The following is a 19,441-nucleotide window of genomic DNA, read 5'->3' as shown; positions in this document are numbered from 1 at the left end:
TAGGCCTCCTTCCGCAATTCGAATCCCCCTGCAGCGAGCCCTCCTGAATGTCCCTCACTCCCGAAACACCCTTGCCGTCCGAAGCTCTGCGGAAGGGATTGCGGCCGATTCCGCTGCTGATCTTCAGCTCCCGCTGGCTGCAGCTGCCGCTTTATATCGGCCTGATCGTCGCGCAGGGCGTCTATGTGGTGCTGTTTCTGAAGGAGTTGTGGCACCTGTTCGCCCACGCCTTCGATTTCAGCGAGCAGCAGATCATGCTGGCGGTGCTGGGCCTGATCGACGTGGTGATGATTTCCAACCTGCTGGTGATGGTCATCGTCGGCGGCTACGAGACGTTCGTCTCCCGTCTCAATCTGGAAGGACATCCCGATCAGCCGGAATGGCTTAGCCACGTCAACGCCAGCGTGCTCAAGATCAAGCTCGCGATGGCCATCATCGGCATCTCGTCGATCCACCTGTTGCGCACCTTCATCGAGGCCGGAGGATTGGCCTCAGGCAAGAGCGGGTACACCGAAACCGGCGTGATGTGGCAGACCATCATCCACACGGTTTTCATTCTGTCGGCGATCGGCATTGCCTATGTCGACAAATTGTCGAACGTTTCCACCGAACATGCCAAGCAGGCCGTCTCGCATTGATGGGCGGCGTGTCGACCGACAGGATTCCGGTTTGCGACAGAGGTTGATAGCCGCGGTTCTGATACTGGCAGCGATGATGCCGGGCGCGGTGCGCCCGGTTCACGCCGCCGACGCTGCCTTCACCCAGTTCATCGCCTCGCTGTGGCCGGAGGCGCAGGCGGCCGGCGTGTCGCGGGCGACGTTCGATGCCGAGACGAAGGGGCTGGAGCCCGATTACAAATTGCCCGATCTGATCCTGCCGGGCCGGCCCGCCACCGGTGCGCCGTCGCAGGCCGAGTTCGTGCAGGTGCCGGCCGATTACGTGAAAGAGGCTTCCATCGCGCGGCTCGCGGCCGAGGGGCAGAAGCTGATGCAGAAGCATCGCGCGGCGCTCACCGAGATTGAAAAGCGCCTCGGCGTTCCCGGCAGCGTCGTACTGGCGATCTGGGGACGCGAGACGGACTATGGGCGCTACCGGCTGCCTTACGACACGCTGCGCGTGGTGGCGACGCAGGCCTATGTCGGCCGCCGCAAGGAGCAGTACCGCACCGAATTCATCCTGGCGCTGAAGATCCTCGGCGAGGGCGCGGTGGCGCGCAATGAGTTTCGCTCGTCCTGGGCCGGCGCCACTGGCTACACCCAATTCCTGCCGTCGGAGTATTACAAGCACGGCGTCGATCTCGACGGCGACGGCCGTGTCGACATCTGGCATTCGGTGCCGGATGCGCTGGCCTCCGCCGCGCAGCAGCTCGTCAACAAGGGCTGGCAGGGCGGCGTGCGCTGGGCCTATGAGGTGAAGGCGCCCGCCAACGTCGATTGCACCATGGGCGTGCCCGAGGTGACGAAGCCGATCGCCGAATGGCTGCGCGCAGGCTTCGTGCCGGTGCGCGGACAAAGATTGAGCGCGGCCGAGCAGGCGCAGCCGGCCTCGCTGCTGCAGGTGGAGGGCATCTACGGTCCGGCGTTCCTGACCACCAAGAACTACTTCGTCATCAAGGAATACAATTTCTCCGACTTGTATGTGCTGTTTGTCGGCCATCTCGCCGACCGCATGGTGAGCCCGCAGCCGTTCGCAACCCCGTGGTCCGCCTCGACGCAATTGCGCAGTTCCGATGTCGAGGCCATGCAGCGCCATCTGACGCGGATCGGCCTCTACAAGGACAAGCTCGACGGCAAGGCGGGGATGCAGACCCGCGCGGCGCTCGGGGCGTATCAGAAGTCCGCCGGCCTCAAGGTCGACTGCTGGCCGAGCGAAGCGGTGCTGCGCTCGATGAGTGCGGGGCGGTGACTATTTCGTAGACTTCGTAGCCTGGATGGAGCCAACGGGTCGCGCGAATGCGCGCCCGATGACAGGCTCCGCGCAATCCGGGATTCTCGCAGCATCGGATGGAAGCCCCGGGTTTCGCCCGGGCTACGGCACCGACTACCGACTAAAGAAAAAACCCGGCCGAGATCTCGGCCGGGTCTTGGATCAGAACGCGCTCGCGCGCCAAGCGATCAAATCAGTTGCAGACCTCGACGCGGCGGAAACGCCACTCGTAGCCGTCCCAGAAGCGTTCGCGAACCATGCGGCACGCCGGGTAGGGCGCTTCTTCCACGTACACCGGGCCGCCATAGGCCGGGCGGCTGGAGGCGATCGCACCACCGACGATCGCGCCACCGATCAGCCCGGCAGCCACGCCTGCGGCAACGCCACGCTGTGCGCTTGCGGGGGTCGCTGCGAGCGAACCGGCGATCGTTGCAACCGCGACGAAGGCAGCAAATGTCTTCTTCATGTCCTGGCCTCTCCTGGGGGTGACGCCTTCGGGCGCCGGGGGTTTAGGGATGACTCACACGCCGTTTTCGAACTGCCGTTTCGCTAAAAAAGCGCACATGGGTCAATCGAAAGTAAACGTGCCGGAACCGTCGTCGAAAAAAACGGTCTTTTTCAGGCCGGAAATGACGTACATCACGGAAAGCGGCACCGTTCCGTGATGCGGGGCGCTAATTTAATGAAGATGAACGGCTCGCTAGTCGCAAACCCTGATGTTGCGGACCCGCCAGCCATAACCATCCCAGAACCGCTGCCGCTGCCAGATGCAGGATTCGCCGTAGCCGGGATCGACGACGTACGCCGGGCCGCCGCCATAGTAGCCGGGCGCATAATACCCTGGGCCGTAGTAGCCGTTCTGCGAGGCGATCGCGCCGCCGACGATGGCGCCGCCAAGCAATCCGGCCGCGACGCCTGCCGCGACACCGCGCTGCGCATGGGCGGGAGCCGGGATTGCCACGGCCGAAACGGTCAACGCGGCGGCGGCACCGATCGCCATCAATGTCTTCTTCATGGCCTCACCTTTCTCGTGGGAGCAAAGGACGTTAAGTTTTGTCCCGGCAAAAGTTCCACATCTCGCTTGAATGATCAATGAACAGCCGTGCCTTTGGAGGCGACAAATTGGGAGAAACCGGCAAACTGCGGTGCAAAGATACCTAAGATCCTGCCCGGGCCGCCTGGAGCGAAGAACGCAATGACGAGCGGAATGACGGCATTCATGGTCGCGGTCAGCGGGACGTCGCTGATCTGCTACCTGCTGATGGTCCGGGTGCAAAACCGCAAGGACCAGCGCCAGAGCGCAGGCAGCGACACTTCCGGCATCGGCCCGGGCGACAGTTCCGGTGGCGAAGGCTGGAACCCGTTTTCCTGGTTCGGCAGCGACAGCTCTTCGTCGGATAGCTCCAGCTCGTCCAGCGATTCCAGTGGGGATAGCGGAGGAGGCGGCGACGGCGGCGGTGGTGGCGGCGATTAATGCCCGGAAAACCCGCCGATTCAGTGCCGGTGTGATTTACCGCACGGCCTTTTTAGATTCATTCCAGTATTTCCCTGGCATCAGTTTGGAATTGCTTGAAAATGCAGCTTTTCCTTTTGCATCTCGTCGCGCTCTTAAATATCGATGAGGTCGCATCACCCTAGGGTTCTTCTGTTTCATGATCGTCTGTTCCTGCAACGTTTTGAGCGACCACGATGTCCGCAGTGCCGTAAGCGCATCCTCGGACCTGCCGCGAAATCCGAAACAGATTTACGGTTGCCTCGGCTGCAGCGCCGAATGCGGCCGGTGCGCGCGCACGATCAAGACCATCATCGATGAAGCCCTCGGCGCCTGCGCCAAGGAATGCTGTTCCGGCTGCCCGCACAGCCGCCACGCCGCCAACGACGAGCCCGCGCAGGAAGCTGCCCCGGCCTTCGTGCTCGCGGCCTGCTGAAAACCCCTTCGAATTCCCCTGATTTCCGCCGTTCCCACCGCTTTTTTCGCGGTACGGTTGCTCTCGGCCCTAAACTGATTTAGAAGCATTCTAAATACAGTTTCAGGCCGTCTTTGGCCTCAAGAACCGGAGTGCACCATGCAGGGCGACCCAAAAGTCATCGATTATCTCAACAAGGGCCTTCGCAGCGAGCTCACCGCGATTAACCAATACTGGCTGCATTACCGGCTCCTGAACAATTGGGGCCTTCTGGAAATGGCCAAGGTCTGGCGCAAGGAATCCATCGAGGAGATGGAGCACGCCGACAAGTTCACCGACCGGATTCTGTTCCTTGATGGCTTCCCCAACATGCAGGTGCTCGATCCCTTGCGCATCGGCCAGAATGTCAAGGAAATCATCGAATGCGACCTGGCTTCCGAGATCGCCGCGCGCGCGCTCTACCAGGAAGCCGCAACCCACTGCCACGGCGTCAAGGACTACGTCTCACGCGACCTGTTCGAGAGCTTGATGAAGGACGAGGAACATCACATCGATTTCCTCGAAACCCAGCTCGACCTGATCCAGCGCATCGGACTCGAGCTCTACACGCAAAAGCATGTCGGCGGGTTGGAGAGCGGGGACTAGACGACGATCCCGGAACGCCCACCGACGTCATCACCCGCGAAGTGATCCAGTATTCCAGAGACGTCAGTGACTGAACCGAAAAGCCGCGGCGTACTGGATACCCCGCCTTCGCGGGGTATGACGGCGAGATTTTGGGTCACCAGCTAAAGCTGCGTCTTGTAGCGCTCGTAAATCACCTCCTGGCTTTCGCGCTCGCCGAGGCCGGTCTGGTCGTGGATCACTTCGCCGATGCTCGGCATCACCGAGCGCTCGACCCGCTCACCTCCCCACAGCTTTGAGCGCATCAGCGCCTTGCCGCAGTGGAAATAGACCTCCCTGACGTCGATGCGCAGCACCGCACGCGGCGGCTTGCCGAACTCCACCATCGAGGCCATCAGCTCCGCTTCCGCCGACACTTTGCCCTTGCCGCCGACACGCAGCGTCTCGTCGATTCCGGGTACGAAGAAGATCAGCTGCACGAAGCCACTTCCCTCGACGATGTTGCGAAAACTGTCGATGCGGTTGTTGCCCGAGCGATCCGGCATCAACAGCAGGTTCGGCCCCGCGACATGGATGAAGCCGGGATTGCCGCCGCGTGGCGAAGCATCGACGCTGCCGTCCGCGCCTGAGGTGGCCAGCACGCAGAACGGCGACATGCCGATGAATTTCTTCGCATGGACGTCGATCTCCGGCCGCGCCTTGGCGATCACGCGAGGCGAGGGCGCGGGATAGATCGTGGCGAGGTCGCTGGCTTCGAGATCGGACAAGGGCGGCTCCTTTCGATTTCGCCGGAGATTATCATCCCGCGGCACGGGCGTCATCTTGAGACAATCTAGACCGCGTCCGCCGGCACGAAGCAGCTGATGATGATGCTGCCGCGGTGGTGCACATACCACACCACGGCCTCGCCGACCGGATTGCCCTGGTCGCGAATGACCGCGCGCTCGGGCACCTGCATCCACTGACCCTCGATCGGAACCCAATAGGCGCCGGCGCGAACGTCGTAGCTGGTGCGATGTCCGTCCGAAACATCGCAGCAGGGCACGCCGTTCGGCGCGATCACGCGCTTGAACCAGGCGCGGATATCAGGCGGCACATGGTCGAACTGGCCCCTGTCGACGGCGAGTGCTGTGCTGGCCGGCACCGAAAGGCAGGCGAGCAAGACGAATGGCGCAAGCCTTCGCATCCGATCCTCCGCAGCGTCTTGTCCTCGCGGCATGCCACCCGCGATTCGCAAATCCTGAGGACAATTCAAGCGGAGGCGGCGTGCGGATGCACGCTCAAATAATGAGCGATGTGGCGGCAGTGAATTGATGCGGTGCGAAATCAGCGCGACGTTTTCTTGGCCGATTTCACCGGCGTTTTCGGCGCGACATTCTTCCACGCCATCGCAAGCGCGCTCTTCCAAAGCAAGATGGCTTGCCGAGCCGAAGCTCGCGGCCACGGCCCGCCTACGCCCGTTGGGCTTCGGCGCGGCAGCCTCGCACGCTTCGCGAGCGAAGGCTGGTGTAGCCCTGCCTGCCCCATCCGCCTGGAACGGGGCGGAAAATTTCCGGCTCGGCGTCAACCAGCATCGATTGCTGCGCTTGTGTCAGTTTCACCATGCCCCAGGCATCGTCGGGATAACCGAGGGTGGCGAAGATACGTTTGCCGACGCGGAAATCGGCCGTGCGCTGATGCGCGCCTTCGACCGCGCCGGGGAGAGCGAGTGCCGTGCGGCGAAAATGACTGGCCGACATCGCGTGCTCGCTTCAATGCCCGTACCCGTTCACATCGCCTTCTGCGGTGCGGTCTGCAGCAGTTCCTCCAATTGCTTCCTGTAGAATTTCGCATTGCCGGTCGTGAGATGGCCGCGCGTGTCGCTGGAGGCCGGGATCAGGAACAGGCGGCCGTTTTTGACGCGCTTCAGCGCGGCATCGGTGACGCCGGTTTCCGGCGGATTGCGCTCGTCGTCGGCGGCATTGATCAACAGCAGCGTGGCTTCGATCTTCTCGAGCATTGGGGCCGGATTGTAATCGTGCGAGGCTTCCCACTGATAGATGAAGTCGTTGGCATCGGCAGTGATGGCGGTTGCCAACCGCTCGTCGACCATCTTGTCGGCCTGCGCCGCTGTCGGCGCCAGCGCCTGATAGGCCAGCGTGCCGCCACCGGTCGCGATGCCATAGGCATTGATGGCGTATTTCATCATGCGCGGCTGGGTGATGTAATTGCCGCTGACGTAGTCGGGATCGTTCTTGATCGTTTCCAGCATCATCCGCCGCAGCATCCAGTTGCGCGCCGCCATCTCGGTCGGCTGCGACGCCATCGGCACCAGCGCGTCCATGAATTGCGGATACTTGCCGCCCCAGATCCAGGTGTGCATGCCGCCCATCGAATTGCCGATCACGAGCCGCAGATGTTTTACGCCGAGCCCTTCCTTGAGGAGGCGATACTGCGCATCGACCATGTCCTCGTAATTGTATTTCGGAAACGCCGTCTTCATGCCGTCGGAGGGCTTTGATGATTTGCCGTGGCCGACACCATCCGGAATGATGATGTAGTATTTGGCGGCATCCAGCGGCTGGCCGGGACCGAACAACTCGCCGCCGAAAGTCGCCGTCAGCATGCTCGCCGCCGAGCCGCCTGAGCCGTGCAGCACCAGCACCGGCTGTCCGGTCGGCTCGCCGATCGTGGTGTAGTGCAGCCGCAGCTCCCGCATCGTCTCGCCGGTGTGGAATTTGAAATCTCTGGCGATCCACTCGCCCTGTTTCGGTGCGGGATAGTCCGCGGCGAAAGCGGTGATGGTGGTCAGGGCCAATGCGGCGGCCGCGAAAGCGGCGTGCGAAAAATTCATGATGGTCTCCCCGGGCTTGCGGTTGTCTTTGCGGACCGCTTGGCAGGGAGCCTAGCACACCGGCTGTTTCCGTCACCAGATCGCCGGACGATAGCGTTTTAGAGCGAAGTGGATACCGGTTCGCATAGCAATCAAAGTTCACGCAGATTGCGTAGACTTATCTGCGGTAGAAAACGCGTCAAAACAAGAATGTAGAGCATTGGTTCTGATTCGATCAGAACCAATGCTCTAGCCCTCGACCTCGGTTTCCGGCCGGTCATTGCCGGCGGCGGTCTCCGAGTGCCATCGTCCGTCCGGGGTTTCGTATTCGATCACCTCCGTGCGGCCCGGCACCCGCTGCTCGGCGGCCGCGCGCCGGGCGGCTGCCAGCGCCGCGGCGCGGTTCGGAAACGGTTCGGAAAACACGCCGTCGACGGTGTAGGCCCAACCGCCGTCATGTTCGACGATCTTGTAGGTCACATGGGTCATCGGGAACTCGCTGTTTGCAGGTGCCGACAGGGGTGAACGCGCCGCGTGATCCATGACAGAATAGGCCATGCTGTCGGATTTTGCACCGGCCGTTCGTCCTTGACCGACGACGGGTGCAGAGGAGAAAACCATGTGCCGCAACATCAAGACCCTGTTCAATTTCGATCCCCCGGCGACCCACGCCGAAATCCACGCTTCCGCGCTGCAATTCGTGCGAAAACTCTCCGGCTTCAACTCACCGTCGCAGGCCAACGCCGAGGCGTTCAACCGCGCGGTTTCCGAAGTGTCCGACAGTGCGCGGCGCTTGCTGGCCTCGCTGCAGACCAACGCCGCGCCGCGCGATCGCGAGGTCGAGGCCGAGAAGGCGCGGGAGCGCTCGCGGGCGAGATTCGGCTAGGGGCGCGGACTCCTCAGCGCCCAACCAAATGCGCGGGTCTGCGGGGCCATCGGTTTCCGGCAGATCGCTCCAGGAGCATCCGGGCGCAAGACCCAAAAGATACCGTTCAGGACGCGTCGATCGTCAACGCGGAGAAAAGCCACGCGGCTTGTTCGGAAGGACGACCTGATCGCAACCCGCCGCGAATGACCCAATTGCGACATTTGCCAGTATGGCCATCTCAGGTGACGCGTTGTACAAATCGCGTTCAGGTTGGATCGCAGGCATGGAGCAGGAGCGGCCAGACCGAGTCGAGCGGAGGCTGTCGGCGATATTGGCCGCCGACGTAGCTGGCTACTCGCGGTTGATGCACCATGACGAAGAGGCGACCCACGCCAAACTGGCCGCTCTCCTGGCGAACGGCGTAAAGCCAGCGATTACCGACCACGGCGGCCGCGTCGTGAAGAACACCGGCGACGGGTTCTTGGCGGAGTTTTCGAGCGCCGTCGAAGCCGTCCGAGCTGCTGTACAGTTCCAGACCCGGATTGACGAACTGACAATCGGAGACGCTGAAGATAGGCGCATTACTTTCCGTGTGGGCATCAATATCGGCGACGTAATCGTGGAGTCCCACGACATCTTTGGAGACGGCGTTAACATTGCGGCGCGGCTTGAAAGTATCGCAGAACCGGGCGGCATCTGCATCTCTGCCTCTGCCTACGATCAAGTCCGGGGCAAGGTCAGCGTTGAGTTCGCCGGTCTGGGCGAGCAGAACCTCAAGAATATCGACCGCCCGGTGCGGGCCTATGCCGTGATCAGGGATAGACCTGGCCCGGCTACCCAGACTGAACGCGCAAGACAAGGTCGGCTTTCGCCGCCTCGTCGTTCCATGGGTCGGATCCGAGCGCGTTTGGCGCATGTCGGTGGCGCGCTTGCAGTCGTCGGTGCGGTGGCCGGCGGCCTCGTCGTCTATTGGAATGTCGGGAAGACGGTCCCCGCGGGTGCTTTGCAGGAAGGGCAAAAGACACAGAGAGAGGCAGCGGCCCGGCCTGATATCGCTCCCCGCCTGTCCCTTGTCGTCCTGCCCTTTGCGAACCTCAACAACGATCCGGAGCAGGATTATTTCGCGGACGGTATTGCGACTGACCTGACGACCGACCTCGCACAGATGCCCGATGCATTCGTGATCGGGCGCGGGACGGCTTTTACCTATAAGAACAAGCAGGTCGATCTTAAGACGCTCGGCAAGGACCTTGGTATTCGATGGGCCGTACAGGGCGCCGTGCAACGGGCCGGAGATCGGGTCCGGATGAACGTGTCGCTTGCCGACCTTTCGACCGGTCGCGACGTCTGGTCGGATCGTTTTGACGGTGATCGGATGAATCTCGCCGCCTTGCAGGAGCAGGTCACGGCGCGGCTCGCGCGCTCTCTCAACGTCGAACTCATCCAGGCCGAAAGTCGGCGCGGCCAAATGGACCAGTCAACGAATCCCGATGCTGTGGATTTCAGCATGCGCGGCTGGGCAAAGCTCTATGAGCCGCGGACCAAGGTAACAAACGCGCAGGCAAACAACCTGTTCGATAGCGCGCTGCGCCTCGATCCGGATAACATTGATGCGATGCTCGGGAAAGCGTTTTGCATAGCCAGTGGCGTGATAAACGGATGGTCAACGTCCGTGGTCGAAGACAAAAAGACGGCGATCAAACTAATTGATCAAGTTCTCGCAAAGCGCCCGGCGACCGCAAACGCGCACATAGCCAAGGGAAACATTTTGCAGCACGGAAATCCCGAGGGAGCGCTGCCTGAATACGATGCAGCTTTGGAAATCGACCCTAATTCGCCGGGCGCGCACGCATCAAAGGGAATGGCACTTGTCACGGCGGGACGCGCGCGCGAAGCGTTCTCCCCAGTTCAGATCGCTTTGCGCCTGAGCCCCAAAGATCCGTCCGCTGGCGCCTGGCACTTCTTCCTCTGTCATGCTCACGTACATGTGCGCCAATATGACGAAGCCGTTGCGGAATGCAGGCGCTCGATCAATCTGAACAAATTGGACTGGTTGCCGTATGTGGATCTGATTTCAGCTTATGGAGCCACGGGCCAATTGGAAATGGCGCAGCAAACGTTAGCCGAATTGAATGCAATCCGACCGGACTTCACGGTCCAGTGGTTCCATCAAAACGGCTACGCACGTTCGAACAATCCGCAGTTTCGTCGTGAGTACGACGACATCCTCGATGGACTGAGAAAGGCCGGCGTTCGCGAGCAATGAGGTGACAAGGATCTTCATTGCCTGTTTGCGGGCAGACAAGAGGAGTAACAAGGTCTCCTGCTGCACCTCACGCGATGTCCGACGTGAGTCCCGAATGCGCATCAAAGCGGAAGTTCGCCAACCACTTTGGATTTATGGATTCATAGCCGCCCGGTTCCGGCGCGGCGTGATGCACCTCACGGTGCGGCGAGGCCGTGGCTTCCATGATTGTCTCGGATGTCAGCCATCGGAGGGATGTCATGGATCAGGCAAGGCGATTGAAGCTCGGCGCGATTTTCTTCACCGTCTTCTGGATCGGTGGGATGCTGTGGTGGAGCGGTGAGTATCATCCCGCCTACATCATCCTTCTTGCCGTTTGCGGGAGCATCGGAGGCTACCTCTGGTATCTCGCCATGCGCTGGGTGTTTCAGCACATGCACCTGCTGACGCGAAACGGCAATGCCGGCGGGCAGGGGCGGCCGTGATGGCGCGCAGGCTCGGCTGGGCATTGCTGTTGATCGCCCGGTGACGCCTTCGCCGATCGCTGCTAGTTTCCCTCGTACAAAGATGAACCGGGCAGGTGGCCATGCGAGCTCTCGCCGTTCTTGCATTCGTCCTGATCTCCTCCACGTCCTTTGCCGCCACCTCGGAAAGATATGGTAAGGGCGGCTGGTACAAGGATTTCCAGCCGGAGATCGAGCGCGCCAATTCCAGCGGCGAACTGTTTCGCATCAAGGGTCACTGCCAGTCGAACTGCACGCTGTTTCTCGGCTTGCGCAATGTCTGCGTCGAGCGCAGCGCCACGCTGTTGTTCCACGCCGGCCACGACCGCCAACGCAATATCAATGCCGGCTCCACGCAGCGGATGCTGAGTGCCTACAACGCCAAACTGCGCAAGTATGTTCTCGACAATCACTACATGGATACGCTGGAATTTCATGCGATCCCAGGCAGCACGATCATCGACACGTTCCGCTACCGGGAATGTCCGCGCCAGTAGAAGCTCGCTGCAACGATCAGCCTGCGTCCCACTGCACCGGCAGATTGAGCAACCCGCGAAACGCCCAGCCGCGGATCCGCACCGGTTCGCGCTCGTCCAGCCTCAGGCCTTTCAGCCGGGCGAACAGGCTCGGCAGGGCGACGTCGGCCACCATGGCGCGGGAGGCGAACGCGCCGGCGCAGTAATGCGGGCCGGCGCCGAAGGCGATGCTCTTCTGGGTGTTGCGGGTGATATCGAACCGGTCCGGCTCGGCGAAGCAGGCCTCGTCGCGATTGGCCGAGCCGAACATGAAGAACACGCGGTCTTCCGGCTCGAAATCGATGCCGCCATACGTCCACGGCTTGGCGACGCGGCGCGGCGACATCTGGATCGGCGCGATCCAGCGCGCATACTCCTCGAACACGTCGATCCACTTTGCTTTTCCTTCGCGCACCAGCGCGAGCTGCCCGGGATGCGTCAGCAACGCCCATGTCGCGCCGGCAATTGCATCGCGCGGCTCGTTCTGCCCGCCGGAGATCGCAAGCTTGATGTTGGCGCGGATGCTTTCGATTGGTTGGCCCGAAGCCAGCAGCACGCTGAGGATCGAGGTGTTCGGGTGTTGCTTCACCACCGGAATCATGTCGTCGATCGCGGCATCGATGCCTGATGTCGCCGCATGGCAGCGCGCCTCGACCTCCTTGTTGCCGGTGTAGTTGGCGATGCCGTCAATCATCGCCTGCGACCACGCGTCCATGTCCTGGTAGCGCATGTTGGTGAGCCCGGTGACGTCCTTCAGGCATTCGGCCGACAGCGGCAGCGCCAGCGCCTTGCAGAGATCGGCTTCGCCTTGCGGCGCCAGCTCGTCGAGGATGCGGTCGGCGTGCGCCTGGAACTGCCTGACCCAGGTGTCGCGCACCGTGCGCGGCGACACCGCGGGAAACATCGCCTGCCGCTCCGTCATGTGCGCGTCGCCATCCTTGCGCATCATGTTATGGCCCATCAGTACGTTCATCAGCCCGTTCGGCTGGTGCGAGGAGAACACGTCGATGCGCTTCTCCTGGGTGAAGATGTCGTCGCGGCGGGTGAACACGGTGGAGCCGAACTGCGGCACGAACGCGATCGGCGCCTCCTTCCGCATCCTCGCCAGTGCGGGGTAGGGATCGGCCCAGAACGAGGGGACGTCGATGTCGAAATGCGGGGCGTTGGACATGATGCGCGCTCACACCGCCCGATAGCCGCCGTCGACCATCACGATCGATCCGGAGACGTAGGCCGAAAGATCGGACGCCAGGAAGATCGCGGGGCCGACGATGTCTTCCGCGGTGCCGGCGCGCCCCAGCGGGGTGTGATCCATGAATGTCTTCACCAGGTCCGGATTGTTGGCGCGGGCATTGGCGTTCAGCGGCGTCGCGATAAAACCCGGGCCGATCGCGTTGACGCGGACGCCTTCCTTGCCGAGTTCGGCGGCGAGCGCCTTGGTGAAGCCGAGCACGCCGTGCTTGGAGGCGGTGTAGGCCGGCGAACTCGGCGTGCGCACATGCACGAAGGACTGGATCGAGCCGATATTGACGATGCGCCCCTTGCTGGCGCGCAGGGCTGCGAGGAACGCATGCGTCACATTGAAGACACCCGTGAGGTTGATCGCGATGATGTCTTCCCAGTCGTTGATCACGGCCTCCGCCTCGCCCAGCATGCCGTTGCGGCGGACAATGCCGGCATTGTTGACCAGGATCGAGACCTGGCCGACCTTGTCGGCGATCTGCGTTGCCATCGCGACGCAGTTTTCGCGGTTCGCGACGTCGAGCGCAAAGCTGTCGGCCTTGCCGCCGGCGTCGCGGATTTCCTTCGCTGCCTCAGCCGCCGCCTTCTCGTCCCTGTCGAGCAGAACGACGCGCGCACCTTCGCGGGCGTAGCCGATCGCGATGGCGCGCCCGATGCCGGAGCCTGCGCCGGTGACGACCGCGATATGATTCTGGAGAAGGGGCATGCGCGTTCCTCTGCTTTTGGTTTTGGCGGAGGATAGCAAGCGTGCCCGCTTGTACAAGGTGGTCAAGACGGTTTCGCAGGGTGGGTAAAGCGCAAGCGTGCCCACCTCGAAACAAGGAAGGTGGGCATGGCGGGAGGCGGGTTGAAGCGGCTTAGCGAAACCCTCGCACCCTGTTATGGTTCGCCCCGGCGGCAGTGGGGTGATGCCAACGCCCCGGTTCAAGGAGACGAAGCATGATGCGAGCAGCAACCCCCTGGCGCGCGTTAAGCCCGCGCAACGGCGCGATGGCCGTGCTGATGCTGTGCGTGGTCGCCGCGCTGTCGTTTCATTCCGGCGCATCGGCGGCCGCCGCGCCGATCGCGGTGGCGGTTGCGGATTTCGATTATTTCGACACCTCCGGAGAAGTCACGGACCAGAGCGCGGCGCATCTCGCGCGCGTGGCGTCGTTTGCAAAATTGCTGCGCGATAACCTGGCGGCGCAGGGCGATTATCGCGTGGTGCCGATCGAATGCCCCGATCACCCCTGCACCGCCACCAGCATGTCGCAGGATGTGTTCATCGCCGCCGCGCGGAAGGCCGGCGCCCGGCTGGTGATCTATGGCGGCATCCGCAAGATGAGCACGCTGGTGCAATGGGGCGAGATCCAGTTGCTCGATCTCGAAGCCGAGAAATTGCTGATGCGGCGAACGGTGACGTTTCGCGGCGACAACGATGCCGCCTATCGCCATGCCGCCAATTTCGTCGGCGATCAGCTGAAGGAAACGATGCCGAAGCCGTGATAGGGCAGAGCAAGCCGACTTGTCCGCCGTAGCTCGGAGAGCGAAGGCGGAAGCCGTAACCCACCGATGACGCAAGATCGGCGATGACGCTCTCGCCAATCCTACGCCTTCGCCAGTGATGCAACAGCTTCGATCTCGATCAGCATCTTCGGATCGGGCAGCGCCTGCACCACGCAGGTGGTGCGGGCGGGGTAGGGCGCCGGCCCGAACGCCGACGCATACAATACGTTCATCGTGGCGACGTCGGAGGCGCGCGTCAGCAGCACATTGACCTTGACGAGATTGCGAAACGTGCCGCCTGCCTCGCCGAGCACGCGCTTGATGTTGGCGACGACGAAGCCGAACTGCGCCTCAAAACCATCCGCCAGCGCCCCCTTGTCGTCAAAACCTGGAATGCCCGAGATGAACAGCAGGTCGCCGGTGCGCGCGGCGAACGAGAGCGGTGGGGACTTGATGCCGGCGGGCGGCGCAAAATGCTGGATCGGGGCCATGGGACACCTTCATGAACGGTTCGGTGTTTTGAGCCTAACGCGCCGCTGCCTCGCTGGAAAGGCAGCGGCGCCGGGCTTACGACCCGCCGATAGCTTTGAAGGTCCCGCCTGTCAGTAAAATTCGCCCGTCACGAAATAGCGTGACACGCGCACCGTCGCAGTAATGCAGTTCACAGGTCGGCGTTTTTTGTTCGTGCAATCGTGATGAAATTGTGTCGGATACACGGCGCGGAATGGCGTGCGCCGTGTAGCGCGTAAAGCGTCGAATACATTTTGCCCCTTGCGTCGATCGATTACAATCCGATAGTTGCGACTCAATCTGCACTACGCAGCCCGCCCGACACGTTCCGATTTGCAAGACCTCCGGAGATACGATCCATGAAAATGCCATCCGCCATTCGCGCCACCGTGCTTGCGCTTGCGGGCCTGACCGGCGTCACGCTGTCCTCCGCCGTACGTGCCGACGAAGGTTTCGTGCAACTCACGATCTACAAGGCGGGATGGATCATCGGCGGATCCGGTGGCGGCGGCGTTCTGAACTTCCACGGGCGCCGCTATCCGCTGTCGACCGGCGGGCTCGATTACGGCCTGGTGTTCGGCGGCTCGAAGACCATTCTGCGCGGCCGGGTGAGCAATATCTGGCGCCCCTCCGATGTCGCCGGCGTTTACGGCGCGGCCGGCGCGGGCCTTGCGGTCGGCCGCGGCGCGCGCGCGATCGTGCTAACCAACCAGAAGGGCGCGGTGCTGGAATTGACCGGCCACCAGGTCGGATTGATGGCGAACGCGGATCTCAGCGGCCTCGCGATCACGATGCGGTAGGAGACGTAGTTTCGTAGGGTGGGCAAAGGTGCGAAGCGCCGTGCCCACCATCTCGGACGCTGATCAAAAGGGTGGGCACGCTTCGCTTTGCCCACCCTACGCGCTACGGCAGGGAGGCGGAGCCTGGCGATGAACCGCGAAGAGTTGGTTGCCGCCTACACTGCGCCGGGCCGCCACTATCACAACCTCACGCATATCGAAGACTGCCTCGGTGCGCTCGCGCGCGTCGACAATCTTTCGGCGGCCGAGCGCGAAATTCTGTCCGAGGCGATCTGGTGGCACGATGTCGTCTACGACGCGACTCGTTCTGATAATGAAGAGCTCGGCGCGCATTTGGCCGAACAGCACGTTCGCGAGGACCTCCGTCAGGAAGTCGGCCGCCTCATCCGTCTGACACAGACGCATGACGTGCAGCCCGATGATCGCCTCGGCGCCATCCTGATCTCGATCGACCTCAGCATCCTCGGCGTGGAGCCCGCGCGATATGATGCTTACGCCGCGGCGATCCGGCAGGAGTTCATCCATGTGCCGGAGGCCGACTATCGCGCCGGCAGCGCCAAAGTGCTCGGCCGGTTCGCCGCACGGCCGGTCATCTTTCCCGATGCAGTCTTTGCCGCGAGATATGACCGGCAGGCCCGCGAGAACCTTGCGCGCGAACTGGCTTCGTTGCGCTGACGATTACCTCACCCCGAGAAAATCCCGCTTGCCGATCTCCACGCCGTTGTGGCGCAAAATGCCGTGGGCGGTGGCGGCGTGGAAATAGAAATTCGGGAAGGCGAAGCTGACGAGATATTGCGCTCCCTTCATCGTCATGGTGTTGCTGGGGCCGATCGGGAAAGTCACGTCGCGCGTATCGCCGCCGTCGAACTGCGCCGGCTTGAACGACTTCACGTAGTCGGTCACTTTCGCGATCCGCTGCTGCAGCTCCTCAAAACTCTTTTCGGTGTCCGGCGTGGAGGGCACCTCGCTGCCGGTGAGGCGCGCGCAGGTTTTCGCGGCGAAGTCGCAGGCGGTCTGGATCTGCCGCGTCAGTGGATACATGTCCGGGTAAAGCCGCGCATTGAGCAGCACTTCCGGCTGGATGTTCTTCGCCTTGCAATGCGCTTCCGCCTTGGTGAGCACGCCGGAAAGGCTGCCGAGAATCTGCAGGAAGGCCGGCACGGTTAAGTCGTGGAAAGACATGTGATGCTCTTTTCGTGATGTGGAATAACGCCTCAAGGAGGATGAGGTGTTTTGCGACATGGGGAGGGGAGAGGGAAAATACAACGCTCGCTGTCTGCCGATCGCAGTCAATTATTCCCCTAGCTGTCATCGCCCGCCTTGTGCGCAATTGCGCACAGGGGCGGGTGATCCAGTATTCCAGAGACGTCAGTGACTGAACCGAAAAGCCGCGGCGTACTGGATTCCCCGCCTTCGCGGGGAATGACGGTGCCTACCGCGCCGCCGGCATCACCATGCCGGCGGGCTGCGCCTGTGCGCTGGGCCCGCGCATCCGCGCCAATAGCTCCGCCGTCGGCCAGGAATCCGCCGGCAATCCGTATTTCACCTGCATCGCCTTCACCGCCGTGCGGCTCAACTGACCCATCACGCCGTCGACCTTGCCGACATTGAAGCCCGCGCGCGCCAGAAGCTGCTGCAGCTCCTTCAGCTCGTTGAGCGGCAGCTGCGCCACCGGCGCGGATGGTTGCCGCATCGGCGCGGCGCCGGCGATGCGGCTCGCGAGATAGCCCGCGGTGGTCGAATAGATCAGCGAGTTGTTCCACTCGGTATAGACGGTGAAATTCGCGTACGCCAGAAACGCTGGTCCGGTGCGTCCCATCGGCAGCAACAGCGAGGCCGGCAAGTCGTCGTTCGGAAGCGGCCGGCCATCGGGATAGGTGACGCCGAGCTGCGCGAATTTTGCGCGCGGCAGTTTGATGGTGAGGTCGGCCTGCTCCCACGGGAAATTTTGCGGCGCGCGGACTTCCTGCAGCCACGGCTCGCCTCGCCGCCACTTCAAGCCGGTGGCGATGTAGTTCGCGGTCGAGCCGATCACGTCGGGCGCACTGCTCAGCAAATTGCGATGGCCGTCGCCGTCATAGTCCACCGCATAGTTGAAATAATGCGTCGGCAGGAACTGCGTCTGGCCGAGCTCGCCGGCCCATGAGCCGATCATCTCGGAAGCCGTGAGATCGCCGCGGTCGATGATCTTCAGGGCGGCGATGGTTTCCTTCTGGAACATCTCCGAGCGGCGGCAGTCATAGGCCAGCGACACCAGCGACGGCAGCGTATGCAGCTTGCCCAACTCGGCGCCAAAACTGCTCTCCAGCCCCCAGAACGCGGCGATCACGGCCGGCGGCACGCCATATTCCTTCTCGGCACGGTTGAACGCCGCCGCATGCATCCGGATTCGCGCCTGCGCATTTTTTGCAGCACCTTCGGACGCCCTGTTCCGTGCGAATTCGGTGAAGACCTGGCCGAACACGCGCTGGCCGCGGTCGCGGTTGACGATGCCCTGGTCGTAGACGAGGTAGGGCGCGGCCTCAGTGAGCGCGCGCTGCGACACGCCGTCCGCCAGCGCCTGCTGTTTCAGATCCGCAAGGAATCGGTCGAACGGCATGCCGTTGTGACAGGCCGCCGCACGGGGCGCGCGCGGAGCGGCGACCGGCTGCTGCCCTGGCACCGGCGCGACCGCCGGCCTCGGCGCCGCAGCGGCCGGCCGGGCTGGGCGGACGGGAGCGGGGGCTGGTTGGGCGATGGCGAGGGAGGAAAGGAACAGCGACGCCGCGGCACTAACAAGGAGTCTGAAAAGCGGCATCAATGTCCCCGGCAATCGTGAATCCGAATGCCGGATTTTAGACTGTCCGAGGCGGATTAGCCAACGGGCCGGTCTCGTAGCCCGCATGAGCGGAGCGATATGCGGGACCAGCGCCCCCGCATATCGCTGGCGCTCATGCGGGCTACAAGGTCCCGCCTCGGAGCAATCCGGCCCGCAAGTCCCGTCGCGCGCATAGGAGCCTGCCGTATCAACCTGATCTCGCAGGCTGTTCCAACCGTTCATCCCCGTGTAGGCTTGCCGCGCTGCCGGGCCAATATAAGGCCATCGCCCATATGGGGCGGGCAGACAAAATGGGAGATCGCGGAAGACCATGACGGAACTCCGATACCTGGCGCCCACCTCGCTTGACGAAGCGATCGGCGTATTTGCGAAAGCCGGCAGTGCCGCGCGCATCCTGGCCGGCGGAACTGATCTGCTGGTGCAGATGCGGTCCGGCGTGCTCAAGCCCGGCGTGATCGTCGATATCAAGAAAATCCCCGAGATGACGGCCATCGAGCAGACCGCCGATGGCGGCTTTCGCATCGGCGCCGCGGTTTCCGGCATGGCGCTCCACGACCATGCTCATTTCGGCAAGATCTGGCCCGGCGTGCTGGAGGCCGTGAACCTGATCGGTTCCAAGCAGGTGCAGGGCCGGGCATCCGCGGGCGGCAATCTCTGCAACGGTTCGCCCGCCGGCGACAGCGTGCCCGCGATGGTCGCCGCCGGCGCCATCGTCACCGTGCAGGGCCCGAACGGCCGCCGCGAGATCAAGGTGGAGGACGTCCCCGCCGGTCCCGGCCGCATCAATCTGAAACCCGGCGAGATCCTCGTCAGTTTTGCGCTGCCTCCGCGTCCACCCGGATCGAGTGATGCGTATTTGCGCATGATCCCGCGCACCGAAATGGACATCGCCGTCGTTGGCGTCGGCGTCAGCCTGACGATCAAGGACGGCACCGTCACCGCCGCCCGCGTCGGCCTCGGCGCAGTGGCGCCGACCGTGCTGCTGGTCGAGGACGCCGCAAAGGCGCTGATCGGCTCAAAACTCGACGACGCCGCGCTGGCAAAGGCCGCCGCTGCATGCTCCGCCGCCTGCCGTCCGATCGACGACAAGCGCGGCACCATCGCCTATCGCACCAAGGTGGCCGGCGTGCTGCTCAAGCGCACGGCCGCGATCGCCGCCCAACGCGCGACTCAGAAAAATTAAGAT

Annotated in this window: 26 protein-coding genes and 1 pseudogene; 13 read left to right on the top strand and 14 right to left on the bottom strand. The window is 62.8% G+C overall.

What is annotated here, in order from left to right; all coding sequences use genetic code 11:
* Positions 1-47: 47 nt before the first annotated feature.
* Both V1283_RS26580 and V1283_RS26575 read left to right on the top strand, forming a co-directional pair.
* A complete protein-coding gene (locus tag V1283_RS26580) occupies positions 48-638 on the top strand; it encodes a TIGR00645 family protein (protein ID WP_334389522.1) in 591 nt (196 codons plus the stop codon).
* Between the two features lie 73 nt (positions 639-711).
* Positions 712-1,905, top strand: coding sequence for a lytic murein transglycosylase (locus V1283_RS26575; RefSeq protein ID WP_334393177.1), 1,194 nt, complete (start codon positions 712-714; stop codon positions 1,903-1,905).
* A 214-nt stretch (positions 1,906-2,119) separates the two neighbouring features.
* On the opposite strand, the gene V1283_RS26570 is transcribed toward V1283_RS26575, so the two are convergent.
* Complete coding sequence (locus tag V1283_RS26570) at positions 2,120-2,392, bottom strand: hypothetical protein (protein WP_334389521.1); 273 nt, start codon at positions 2,390-2,392, stop codon at positions 2,120-2,122.
* A gap of 234 nt (positions 2,393-2,626) precedes the next feature.
* Positions 2,627-2,941: a hypothetical protein gene (locus tag V1283_RS26565; RefSeq protein WP_334389520.1), complete on the bottom strand. Its 315-nt coding sequence runs from the start codon at positions 2,939-2,941 to the stop codon at positions 2,627-2,629.
* Between the two features lie 180 nt (positions 2,942-3,121).
* Between V1283_RS26565 and V1283_RS26560 the strand changes: the two genes are divergently transcribed.
* The 3 genes from V1283_RS26560 to bfr all read left to right on the top strand — a co-directional run bounded on the left by V1283_RS26560 (position 3,122) and on the right by bfr (position 4,478).
* Positions 3,122-3,400, top strand: coding sequence for a hypothetical protein (locus V1283_RS26560; protein WP_334389519.1), 279 nt, complete (start codon positions 3,122-3,124; stop codon positions 3,398-3,400).
* A 178-nt stretch (positions 3,401-3,578) separates the two neighbouring features.
* The gene (locus tag V1283_RS26555; protein WP_334389517.1) at positions 3,579-3,854 is read left to right on the top strand and encodes a (2Fe-2S)-binding protein; all 276 of its coding nucleotides are present in this window, start codon (positions 3,579-3,581) and stop codon (positions 3,852-3,854) included.
* A gap of 138 nt (positions 3,855-3,992) precedes the next feature.
* On the top strand, positions 3,993-4,478 hold the full coding sequence (bfr, locus tag V1283_RS26550; protein WP_334389516.1) for a bacterioferritin: 486 nt from the start codon (positions 3,993-3,995) through the stop codon (positions 4,476-4,478).
* A 143-nt stretch (positions 4,479-4,621) separates the two neighbouring features.
* Here bfr and V1283_RS26545 read toward each other — a convergent pair whose 3' ends face one another.
* The 5 genes from V1283_RS26545 to V1283_RS26525 all read right to left on the bottom strand — a co-directional run bounded on the left by V1283_RS26545 (position 4,622) and on the right by V1283_RS26525 (position 7,758).
* On the bottom strand, positions 4,622-5,224 hold the full coding sequence (locus V1283_RS26545) for an MSMEG_1061 family FMN-dependent PPOX-type flavoprotein (RefSeq protein ID WP_334389515.1): 603 nt from the start codon (positions 5,222-5,224) through the stop codon (positions 4,622-4,624).
* 65 nt (positions 5,225-5,289) lie between these two features.
* Entirely contained in the window at positions 5,290-5,643 is a 354-nt protein-coding gene (locus tag V1283_RS26540) for a hypothetical protein (RefSeq protein WP_334389514.1), read from the bottom strand.
* A 265-nt stretch (positions 5,644-5,908) separates the two neighbouring features.
* A complete protein-coding gene (locus tag V1283_RS26535) occupies positions 5,909-6,196 on the bottom strand; it encodes an MmcQ/YjbR family DNA-binding protein (RefSeq protein WP_334389512.1) in 288 nt (95 codons plus the stop codon).
* Between the two features lie 29 nt (positions 6,197-6,225).
* The gene (locus V1283_RS26530) at positions 6,226-7,290 is read right to left on the bottom strand and encodes an alpha/beta fold hydrolase (RefSeq protein ID WP_334389511.1); all 1,065 of its coding nucleotides are present in this window, start codon (positions 7,288-7,290) and stop codon (positions 6,226-6,228) included.
* Positions 7,291-7,518: 228 nt separating this feature from the next.
* Positions 7,519-7,758 (bottom strand): DUF2188 domain-containing protein, encoded by a 240-nt coding sequence (locus tag V1283_RS26525; protein WP_212420341.1) that lies wholly within the window; start codon positions 7,756-7,758, stop codon positions 7,519-7,521.
* 130 nt (positions 7,759-7,888) lie between these two features.
* Here V1283_RS26525 and V1283_RS26520 point away from each other — a divergent pair, with 130 nt between their 5' ends.
* A complete protein-coding gene (locus V1283_RS26520; protein WP_108518865.1) occupies positions 7,889-8,155 on the top strand; it encodes a DUF2277 domain-containing protein in 267 nt (88 codons plus the stop codon).
* Positions 8,156-8,197: 42 nt separating this feature from the next.
* Here the strand turns inward: V1283_RS26520 and V1283_RS44795 are convergent.
* Positions 8,198-8,374: pseudogene (locus V1283_RS44795) on the bottom strand (transposase); the annotation flags it as partial.
* A gap of 46 nt (positions 8,375-8,420) precedes the next feature.
* Between V1283_RS44795 and V1283_RS26515 the strand changes: the two are divergent.
* Entirely contained in the window at positions 8,421-10,403 is a 1,983-nt protein-coding gene (locus V1283_RS26515; RefSeq protein WP_334389508.1) for an adenylate/guanylate cyclase domain-containing protein, read from the top strand.
* 67 nt (positions 10,404-10,470) lie between these two features.
* Here V1283_RS26515 and V1283_RS26510 read toward each other — a convergent pair whose 3' ends face one another.
* On the bottom strand, positions 10,471-10,608 hold the full coding sequence (locus V1283_RS26510; protein ID WP_334389506.1) for a hypothetical protein: 138 nt from the start codon (positions 10,606-10,608) through the stop codon (positions 10,471-10,473).
* Positions 10,609-10,642: 34 nt separating this feature from the next.
* Here V1283_RS26510 and V1283_RS26505 point away from each other — a divergent pair, with 34 nt between their 5' ends.
* Together V1283_RS26505 and V1283_RS26500 are read left to right on the top strand one after the other, a co-directional pair.
* Positions 10,643-10,867 carry a hypothetical protein gene (locus V1283_RS26505; RefSeq protein ID WP_334389505.1) on the top strand — a complete coding sequence of 75 codons (225 nt, stop codon included), beginning with the start codon at positions 10,643-10,645 and terminating at the stop codon, positions 10,865-10,867.
* A 101-nt stretch (positions 10,868-10,968) separates the two neighbouring features.
* The gene (locus tag V1283_RS26500; RefSeq protein WP_334389504.1) at positions 10,969-11,382 is read left to right on the top strand and encodes a hypothetical protein; all 414 of its coding nucleotides are present in this window, start codon (positions 10,969-10,971) and stop codon (positions 11,380-11,382) included.
* Between the two features lie 16 nt (positions 11,383-11,398).
* Here the strand turns inward: V1283_RS26500 and V1283_RS26495 are convergent, their stop codons facing one another.
* A complete protein-coding gene (locus V1283_RS26495) occupies positions 11,399-12,571 on the bottom strand; it encodes a cytochrome P450 (protein ID WP_334389503.1) in 1,173 nt (390 codons plus the stop codon).
* A gap of 9 nt (positions 12,572-12,580) precedes the next feature.
* Entirely contained in the window at positions 12,581-13,348 is a 768-nt protein-coding gene (locus tag V1283_RS26490; RefSeq protein ID WP_334389502.1) for an SDR family NAD(P)-dependent oxidoreductase, read from the bottom strand.
* A gap of 233 nt (positions 13,349-13,581) precedes the next feature.
* Here V1283_RS26490 and V1283_RS26485 point away from each other — a divergent pair, with 233 nt between their 5' ends.
* Positions 13,582-14,127, top strand: a complete 546-nt coding sequence (locus V1283_RS26485) for a DUF2380 domain-containing protein (protein WP_334389501.1) — start codon at positions 13,582-13,584, stop codon at positions 14,125-14,127.
* 101 nt (positions 14,128-14,228) lie between these two features.
* Here the strand turns inward: V1283_RS26485 and V1283_RS26480 are convergent, their stop codons facing one another.
* A complete protein-coding gene (locus tag V1283_RS26480; RefSeq protein WP_334389500.1) occupies positions 14,229-14,618 on the bottom strand; it encodes a RidA family protein in 390 nt (129 codons plus the stop codon).
* Positions 14,619-14,996: 378 nt separating this feature from the next.
* On the opposite strand from V1283_RS26480, the gene V1283_RS26475 reads away from it, so the two are divergent.
* Positions 14,997-15,437, top strand: a complete 441-nt coding sequence (locus V1283_RS26475) for a hypothetical protein (protein ID WP_334389499.1) — start codon at positions 14,997-14,999, stop codon at positions 15,435-15,437.
* 129 nt (positions 15,438-15,566) lie between these two features.
* On the top strand, positions 15,567-16,112 hold the full coding sequence (locus V1283_RS26470; protein WP_334389497.1) for an HD domain-containing protein: 546 nt from the start codon (positions 15,567-15,569) through the stop codon (positions 16,110-16,112).
* A gap of 3 nt (positions 16,113-16,115) precedes the next feature.
* Here V1283_RS26470 and V1283_RS26465 read toward each other — a convergent pair whose 3' ends face one another.
* Entirely contained in the window at positions 16,116-16,619 is a 504-nt protein-coding gene (locus V1283_RS26465) for a DUF1993 domain-containing protein (RefSeq protein ID WP_334393176.1), read from the bottom strand.
* Between the two features lie 250 nt (positions 16,620-16,869).
* Positions 16,870-18,234, bottom strand: a complete 1,365-nt coding sequence (locus tag V1283_RS26460) for a lytic murein transglycosylase (RefSeq protein ID WP_334389496.1) — start codon at positions 18,232-18,234, stop codon at positions 16,870-16,872.
* 331 nt (positions 18,235-18,565) lie between these two features.
* Here V1283_RS26460 and V1283_RS26455 point away from each other — a divergent pair, with 331 nt between their 5' ends.
* Positions 18,566-19,438 (top strand): FAD binding domain-containing protein, encoded by an 873-nt coding sequence (locus V1283_RS26455; RefSeq protein ID WP_334389494.1) that lies wholly within the window; start codon positions 18,566-18,568, stop codon positions 19,436-19,438.
* The last annotated feature ends 3 nt before the right edge of the window (positions 19,439-19,441 follow it).

This window comes from Bradyrhizobium sp. AZCC 2262 (assembly GCF_036924535.1).
Lineage (GTDB): Bacteria > Pseudomonadota > Alphaproteobacteria > Rhizobiales > Xanthobacteraceae > Bradyrhizobium.
Note: the sequence above shows the minus strand (reverse complement) of the source record. Positions and strands in the feature narration are given on the sequence as shown.

What these genes read in the sequence shown, in the direction of transcription:
- V1283_RS26580 (WP_334389522.1), top strand. Translation starts at nt 48, where the DNA reads ATGTCCCTCACTCCCGAAACACCCTTGCCGTCCGAAGCTCTGCGGAAG.
- V1283_RS26575 (WP_334393177.1), top strand. Translation starts at nt 712, where the DNA reads ATGATGCCGGGCGCGGTGCGCCCGGTTCACGCCGCCGACGCTGCCTTC.
- V1283_RS26570 (WP_334389521.1), bottom strand. Translation starts at nt 2,392, where the DNA reads ATGAAGAAGACATTTGCTGCCTTCGTCGCGGTTGCAACGATCGCCGGT.
- V1283_RS26565 (WP_334389520.1), bottom strand. Translation starts at nt 2,941, where the DNA reads ATGAAGAAGACATTGATGGCGATCGGTGCCGCCGCCGCGTTGACCGTT.
- V1283_RS26560 (WP_334389519.1), top strand. Translation starts at nt 3,122, where the DNA reads ATGACGAGCGGAATGACGGCATTCATGGTCGCGGTCAGCGGGACGTCG.
- V1283_RS26555 (WP_334389517.1), top strand. Translation starts at nt 3,579, where the DNA reads ATGATCGTCTGTTCCTGCAACGTTTTGAGCGACCACGATGTCCGCAGT.
- bfr (WP_334389516.1), top strand. Translation starts at nt 3,993, where the DNA reads ATGCAGGGCGACCCAAAAGTCATCGATTATCTCAACAAGGGCCTTCGC.
- V1283_RS26540 (WP_334389514.1), bottom strand. Translation starts at nt 5,643, where the DNA reads ATGCGAAGGCTTGCGCCATTCGTCTTGCTCGCCTGCCTTTCGGTGCCG.
- V1283_RS26535 (WP_334389512.1), bottom strand. Translation starts at nt 6,196, where the DNA reads ATGTCGGCCAGTCATTTTCGCCGCACGGCACTCGCTCTCCCCGGCGCG.
- V1283_RS26530 (WP_334389511.1), bottom strand. Translation starts at nt 7,290, where the DNA reads ATGAATTTTTCGCACGCCGCTTTCGCGGCCGCCGCATTGGCCCTGACC.
- V1283_RS26525 (WP_212420341.1), bottom strand. Translation starts at nt 7,758, where the DNA reads ATGACCCATGTGACCTACAAGATCGTCGAACATGACGGCGGTTGGGCC.
- V1283_RS26520 (WP_108518865.1), top strand. Translation starts at nt 7,889, where the DNA reads ATGTGCCGCAACATCAAGACCCTGTTCAATTTCGATCCCCCGGCGACC.
- V1283_RS26515 (WP_334389508.1), top strand. Translation starts at nt 8,421, where the DNA reads ATGGAGCAGGAGCGGCCAGACCGAGTCGAGCGGAGGCTGTCGGCGATA.
- V1283_RS26510 (WP_334389506.1), bottom strand. Translation starts at nt 10,608, where the DNA reads ATGGAAGCCACGGCCTCGCCGCACCGTGAGGTGCATCACGCCGCGCCG.
- V1283_RS26505 (WP_334389505.1), top strand. Translation starts at nt 10,643, where the DNA reads ATGGATCAGGCAAGGCGATTGAAGCTCGGCGCGATTTTCTTCACCGTC.
- V1283_RS26500 (WP_334389504.1), top strand. Translation starts at nt 10,969, where the DNA reads ATGCGAGCTCTCGCCGTTCTTGCATTCGTCCTGATCTCCTCCACGTCC.
- V1283_RS26495 (WP_334389503.1), bottom strand. Translation starts at nt 12,571, where the DNA reads ATGTCCAACGCCCCGCATTTCGACATCGACGTCCCCTCGTTCTGGGCC.
- V1283_RS26490 (WP_334389502.1), bottom strand. Translation starts at nt 13,348, where the DNA reads ATGCCCCTTCTCCAGAATCATATCGCGGTCGTCACCGGCGCAGGCTCC.
- V1283_RS26485 (WP_334389501.1), top strand. Translation starts at nt 13,582, where the DNA reads ATGATGCGAGCAGCAACCCCCTGGCGCGCGTTAAGCCCGCGCAACGGC.
- V1283_RS26480 (WP_334389500.1), bottom strand. Translation starts at nt 14,618, where the DNA reads ATGGCCCCGATCCAGCATTTTGCGCCGCCCGCCGGCATCAAGTCCCCA.
- V1283_RS26475 (WP_334389499.1), top strand. Translation starts at nt 14,997, where the DNA reads ATGAAAATGCCATCCGCCATTCGCGCCACCGTGCTTGCGCTTGCGGGC.
- V1283_RS26470 (WP_334389497.1), top strand. Translation starts at nt 15,567, where the DNA reads ATGAACCGCGAAGAGTTGGTTGCCGCCTACACTGCGCCGGGCCGCCAC.
- V1283_RS26465 (WP_334393176.1), bottom strand. Translation starts at nt 16,619, where the DNA reads ATGTCTTTCCACGACTTAACCGTGCCGGCCTTCCTGCAGATTCTCGGC.
- V1283_RS26460 (WP_334389496.1), bottom strand. Translation starts at nt 18,234, where the DNA reads ATGCCGCTTTTCAGACTCCTTGTTAGTGCCGCGGCGTCGCTGTTCCTT.
- V1283_RS26455 (WP_334389494.1), top strand. Translation starts at nt 18,566, where the DNA reads ATGACGGAACTCCGATACCTGGCGCCCACCTCGCTTGACGAAGCGATC.